At 45.7% G+C, this 5,716-nt stretch carries 5 protein-coding genes; all 5 read left to right on the top strand.

Annotated elements, in window-relative coordinates:
- Window positions 1-1,132 (top strand): polysaccharide deacetylase family protein (locus JF818_RS11245; protein ID WP_198892101.1); only part of this gene is annotated, 1,132 nt, incomplete at its 5' end.
- 16 nt (window positions 1,133-1,148) lie between these two features.
- A complete protein-coding gene (locus JF818_RS11250) occupies window positions 1,149-2,909 on the top strand; it encodes a hypothetical protein (protein WP_198892102.1) in 1,761 nt (586 codons plus the stop codon).
- 36 nt (window positions 2,910-2,945) lie between these two features.
- Window positions 2,946-4,238: an extracellular solute-binding protein gene (locus JF818_RS11255; RefSeq protein ID WP_233067422.1), complete on the top strand. Its 1,293-nt coding sequence runs from the start codon at window positions 2,946-2,948 to the stop codon at window positions 4,236-4,238.
- A gap of 81 nt (window positions 4,239-4,319) precedes the next feature.
- A complete protein-coding gene (locus JF818_RS11260) occupies window positions 4,320-5,219 on the top strand; it encodes a carbohydrate ABC transporter permease (RefSeq protein WP_198892104.1) in 900 nt (299 codons plus the stop codon).
- Window positions 5,209-5,716: carbohydrate ABC transporter permease (locus JF818_RS11265; RefSeq protein ID WP_198892105.1), on the top strand; the 508-nt coding region annotated here is incomplete at its 3' end. The genes JF818_RS11260 and JF818_RS11265, both read left to right, overlap by 11 nt.

Genomic DNA, 5,716 nt, shown 5'->3' on the forward strand with positions numbered 1-5,716 from the left:
GGAGATCGCTATGATTCAGTTGGGGTTTGCATTTAATTTCAATGTACAACGCTGTGAGATAGAAGTGGGGGATGAAGCTCAGATAATCAATAAGGGGTATCGTCCTCTCATTGATCTTTTTGAAAAATATCATTTGAAGGCAAATTGCTTCCTCTCCGGGTTTACTACGAAGCTTCTGGAAAACGAAGCACCTGATTTACTGGCCACTATCAAGGAATTACACGGAAAGACCTTAGAACTTGGTACTTATACCTACACTCATCCCATTCCGCAGTTGCTAAAAAAAGAAGAATTTAGCAGACAGATGAGAAAGGGATTGGACATTGACAGAGAAGTCTTGGGTGTCGAAACAGATGGATTTCTTCCTCCTGAATTTGCATATAGTGGTGAAATGGGTGAGGTGTTAGCAGATGAGGGCGTCAAATGGTTTGTTGCATTAGCCTCCCAGATAGAGAAAGGCCTCAAGAGTGCAGGTATTACCAGAGATCCATATGTTCCGTTCAAAGTGCGACTAGCTGATGATCGCTCTCTTGTTGCAGTTCCAGCCGTATATCAACTTCCGCAAACACCAGCTCGATTTTTCAAACTTATGATGAAAGGCCAGGTTCCTGTTGATACGGTCATTGAAGGGGTCCGGGAGTTCGCAGAAGCACATCCAGGTGGTTTATTGTTATTCAAGCGTGATGCTGAAACCATTTTCATTGATATGTTTAATAGTGGATTTGAGGGAACTTTTGAGGTTATGGATGAATTCCTCTCCAAACTCTCTCAACTCGATTGTATTCAGCCCTCTTTCATTAGCGAAACCATGTCTTCTTGTGATGAATCACTGGAGATAATGCTTCCTGATTACTTGGGAAATACCAAAATTGAAACATTCACTGAAGGAGCTGCGCAATCAATTTGGGATGCTACGGTTGAAGTGCGAGATGCCTTGATTGCCTGTGACCGCAAACATAAGAGTAACGAGACAATCGAGGAGGCTTGGGAACATCTGATGCTTAGCCATAACTCCGATGGTCGCATTGGGTACTGGTTCAGTGAATGGAATCCTGGAGAACATGTGGTGGCACCTTCAAGAAGAACATTTGTAGAAGAACACTTGGCACATGCCAAAGCACTCCTGGACTAACGAAAGAGGTAGAAGGATGTTGTTTATCGACGAATCAACTATACAGGAACTCACGGTGCAAGATGTCTTGGCGTATGCCAAAGACTCTGGGGTTTCCGTGACAGTGATGCAACAGTTCCTTACATTGGTTGAGGGAGAGAGAACAACCTATGCAATTGCTGTGCTGAAAGCTGTGTCGTTGCTTCAGGAAGTGCAAATTCCAGTAGCAACGCATAGCTTGCAAGCAATAGTAAGAGTAAGCAAACTGAAATTTCATGGCACAGATGGAGTGCGGGGTGTTGTAGTACCTGCCCAAGAAACAGTAGCGCTAGATCTCCTCGCATACCAAGAGCATGGGTTGCTCAGTCCGAATTTCTGCTATCTGTTAGTAAAAGCGTTTCTTGTCTTGGCACGTGAACATGGCCAAGGTGGAAATCTGCATCTTGCAATTGCTGAGGACGGGAGGGATTATACCTCTGGTCGTGCTTTGGTTCGTTCCGTGGCCGCTGCGGCAAGGGATACGGGATATGTTGTGGATTATCTAGGCATTCTTCCAACCCCTGGAGTTGCCGCATACAGCCTGATACACAACCAGCTGGCGGTTATGATTACAGCAAGCCATAACCCTGCGAAGTTCAATGGGATTAAATGCTTCATACAAGGTAAGAAGCTCTACCCAGAGGGTGTGTTGGGAGAGTATGCAATTAGTGAGCAGGTATTTGCATATGCCTTGCAGTCCCCGAATATTACCTTGGCACCTGTACCTGATGTAAGACAGGGAGGAAGCAACGTACTGAGTGAGATCATTCTCAATTGTATGACAGCGGATGATACCAACGTTCTTGGTCACTGTTCGATTACAATCGACTGCGCAAATGGTGCGGTCTCGCAATGCTATCAAGAGATATGTGACTCTCTAAAGCTCTCATATGATGTGGTTAATGACTCTGTGAATCCTGGGACCATAAACAAGGGCTGTGGTGCTGCGGTATTGGAACAGTATTTCCAGATTCCTTCCAAGCCACCGTACCTAACTTCACTTATCGAGCGGATGGTGGAAAAAAGCAAGGAATCACAGGTACGACAGTATGGTTTGGCTGTTGATGGGGATGGGGATCGATGCATGGTGGTGGTCCTTGAACCGAATGCTGAATATTGCACGGTGCTCCATGGTGATGAACAGATTTTGCTCCTATCAGAACGCTTCACTGCCGTACAACAGCTTGCCATCACCATCGAGAGTGATCCCGGTACGAAGGCCATGCTTTCTTCGCGCTTTCCAGAGCGAATGGTGCACGTGAAAGGGGTGGGAGATCGGTACCTCAGATATGGGATGGAGGACTCAGTGCTTTTGGGTGCTGAGGATAGTGGTCATGTCATTTTTCCCGTCCCGATGAAGGATGGATCGTGCCTGTACAGTGGTAATGGACTTCTTACAGGATTGTTGGTCATTGGTGCATTTCACAGAGGACTAACCATGCCCTTTGTACGATTGGGTGTGCATAAGACTGTGGTTCGTCCTATTGATCGGAAGCATTGGTATGAAGGCTCTCCTCTTTATGAAGAGATGAGGAAGGTGCTGACACGAGAATTATTGGACATGCAATTGGTACGGTTCCCAGAGGATATGGACATGCTTGTCTGTTCCTACGATACGAACAGCTTGCTTTATATTCGCGCTAGCGGTACAGAGCCAAAGATGCAATTTGTTTGTCCAGATGTTCCTGATTTACGGCTGGAGAGGGTAGCACAAGCGTTTAAAAAAGCTTGCGCTCCCTATCAGATACAAGAATACTAGGGGAAATGTCCCCCATCAATCCAAAAGGAGGAAATGATGAAAAAAGGTATTGTGTTGATGCTGATGTTGGTGATGGTTCTCTCCTTCACCTATGCAGCAGGAGGACAGGAGACACAGGCGGCTTCCGATAAGGATGTCACGGAGATTGTGTATTGGCAGTATTTCTACGAGACCAAGAAAACCTTGATGGATGAGTTGATTACGATCTTTGAGGAACGTAATCCCGATATCAAGGTTGTTCAGCAGACATTCCCGTATGAAAACTACAATACGAAGGTAGCTTCATCCGTTCCCTCCGGACAGGGGCCGAATGTGATCAATTTGTTCTATGGTTGGTTGCCGCTGTATATTGACAGTGGATATCTGCAGCCACTTCCTGAGAGTGTATTCTCGAACTCCCGGATTGAGGAAGAGTTCTTCCCGCTTGTAGAGGCAGCAAAGTTTGATGGCAAGTACTACGCACTTCCCACAGCTGTTCGCTCCCTTGCACTGTTCTGGAACAAGGATCTCTTCAAGGAAGCAGGGCTTGACCCGGAAGTACCGCCGAAGACCATGGATGAGATGATTGCATTTGCAAAGAAGATTGCAAAACAGGACAAGAGTGGCAACTATCTGCAGGCAGGAATGACTCTTGAGCTGCGTGGCCAGATGCACCATGTGTTGCGAGAGGTCCTTACCCGTCAGTTTGGAGGGACCCCTTATAATGAGGATGCAACCCAGGTAACCTATGACTCTCAGGCCGGATACGATGCATTGCAGTGGTTCACTGATCTTGAATTGAAGCACAAAGTAGGTGTTCCGCAGTACATGACAGATGATGTAACAGCGTTCAGTGCTGGCAAGATGGGTATTACCATTGACGGGTCCTTCCGCCTTGGTAACTTCAACAAGTTGCAGGATACCTTGCACTATGGAGTTGCTGAGCTTCCTGAGATGAATGGAGTGAAATCCAACTTCGCTTCCTTCTGGGCCAATGGTATTACCAGTACTACAGAAGGTAAGGAGCTTGAAGCTTCAATCAAATTCTTGGAGTTCCTCACCAGTGATGAAGTCATGTCGATGTGGCTTCCTGCAATTGGCGAACTTCCCGCAAAAAAGGCTCTTGCGCTCAAGGATGAGTTCAAGAACCATCCAACCTATGGGCCGTTCATCAGAGGACTTGACTATGCGCAGGCAACTAAGTTCATTGATGAAAATGCTCAGAGAATGGTTTGGATCAATGCATATGATGAAGTTGTCTTGAACGGAGCTTCTGTTGAGCAGGCTGTTAACAAGGCTGCTCAGGAAGAACAGGCTGTTCTTGATGCATACTATGCAACGAAAAAGTAGCAGGAATATGGTTTTTGGACTTCATCCCTACGGGGGTGAGGTCCCTAAGCCTCTTTTCTGTCCTACGCAGAGAGGTGATTGATGGCAACAATAGCAAAGCATTCTGTGGAACGGACAAAACGAAGATGGGCGTATGTCTTTCTCAGTGTCCCTCTTGTGTTCTATGTCAGTATCCGATTTTACCCAACGCTCTTTGCGTTTTTTCTCGCCTTTACCGATTGGAACATTGTCTCCAAGAATATGAATTTTGTAGGGTTTGAGAACTTTACCAGGTTGTTTTCAGATCCAGTGTTCTGGATTACCCTGCAAAATACGTTCAAGTATGTAGTTTTTGGGCTTCCTATCAGTCTCTTGATTGGATTCATATTAGCCTATCAGATTGACCGGGTGCAGAAGGTCGATGGTCTTTACAAAGCAATGTATTTCATCCCCTATATTACGAGTATGGTTGCCGTTGCCTGGGTATGGAGGTGGTTGTACCAACCGGTTCCAATAGGTATTTTCAACAACATTCTCTCCTCCCTTGGGCTTCCCACCCAATCCTTCCTAACCAGTAAGACACAGGCACTGCCTTCCATACTTGCAACCACGGTGTGGGCTGACCTTGGGTTCCAGATGATCATTTTCCTGGCGGGGATCAAGGCTATCAGCCCCAATTTGTTTGAGGCTGCTCGTATCGATGGTGCAAACAATCGCCAGATACTTTTTCAAATAACAATTCCACAGATCAAGCCAACGATTGTGTTTCTCTGCATTACAGGGACTATTCGCTATTTGAGGATATTTACCCAGGTGATGAACATGACCTATCAGGGAGAGGGGGGACCGCTGAATTCAACGAAACCTTTGGTCCTCTATATTTACGACAGTGCGTTCAAGAGTTTCAAGATGGGATACGCTGCAGCTATGACTGTTATCCTGTTTCTCCTGATTCTCCTGGTGACACTAATACAGATGGTGGTGGCAAGAGATGAGAAATAGTACACGGTTTACTACCATTCTGAGACATGGTTTGTTGTTCTTGTTCGGTCTTGCGATGTTGTTTCCATTCATATGGATGCTTGCAACATCCTTGAAGAGTGGAGCTGAGGTGTACAGCCTCTCCCTGATTCCTGAGAATCCATCGTTTAGAAATTATGTACGATTACTTACCACCGGTGAGTTCCCGTATTGGTTTTTTAATTCTTTGTATGTTGGGATGCTTGTCACGTTGTCAGTTCTGTTCTTTGACTCAATTGTAGGGTTCACTCTCTGCAAATATGAGTTCAAGGGGAAACGGCTGATTTTCCTTTTGATCCTTTCTACCATGATGATACCTACTGAGATGTTGGTCATCCCGTGGTTCATCATGTCTAATAATCTCAATTGGTTGGATACCTATTGGGGGATTTTATTTCCAGGTTTGATGAGTGGATTTGGAACATTTCTCATGAAGTCATTCTTTGAAGGGGTTCCCAATGATCTGTTGGATGCTGGGC

The sequence above is a fragment of the Sphaerochaeta sp. S2 genome, assembly GCF_016406725.1.
Classification (GTDB): domain Bacteria; phylum Spirochaetota; class Spirochaetia; order Sphaerochaetales; family Sphaerochaetaceae; genus Sphaerochaeta.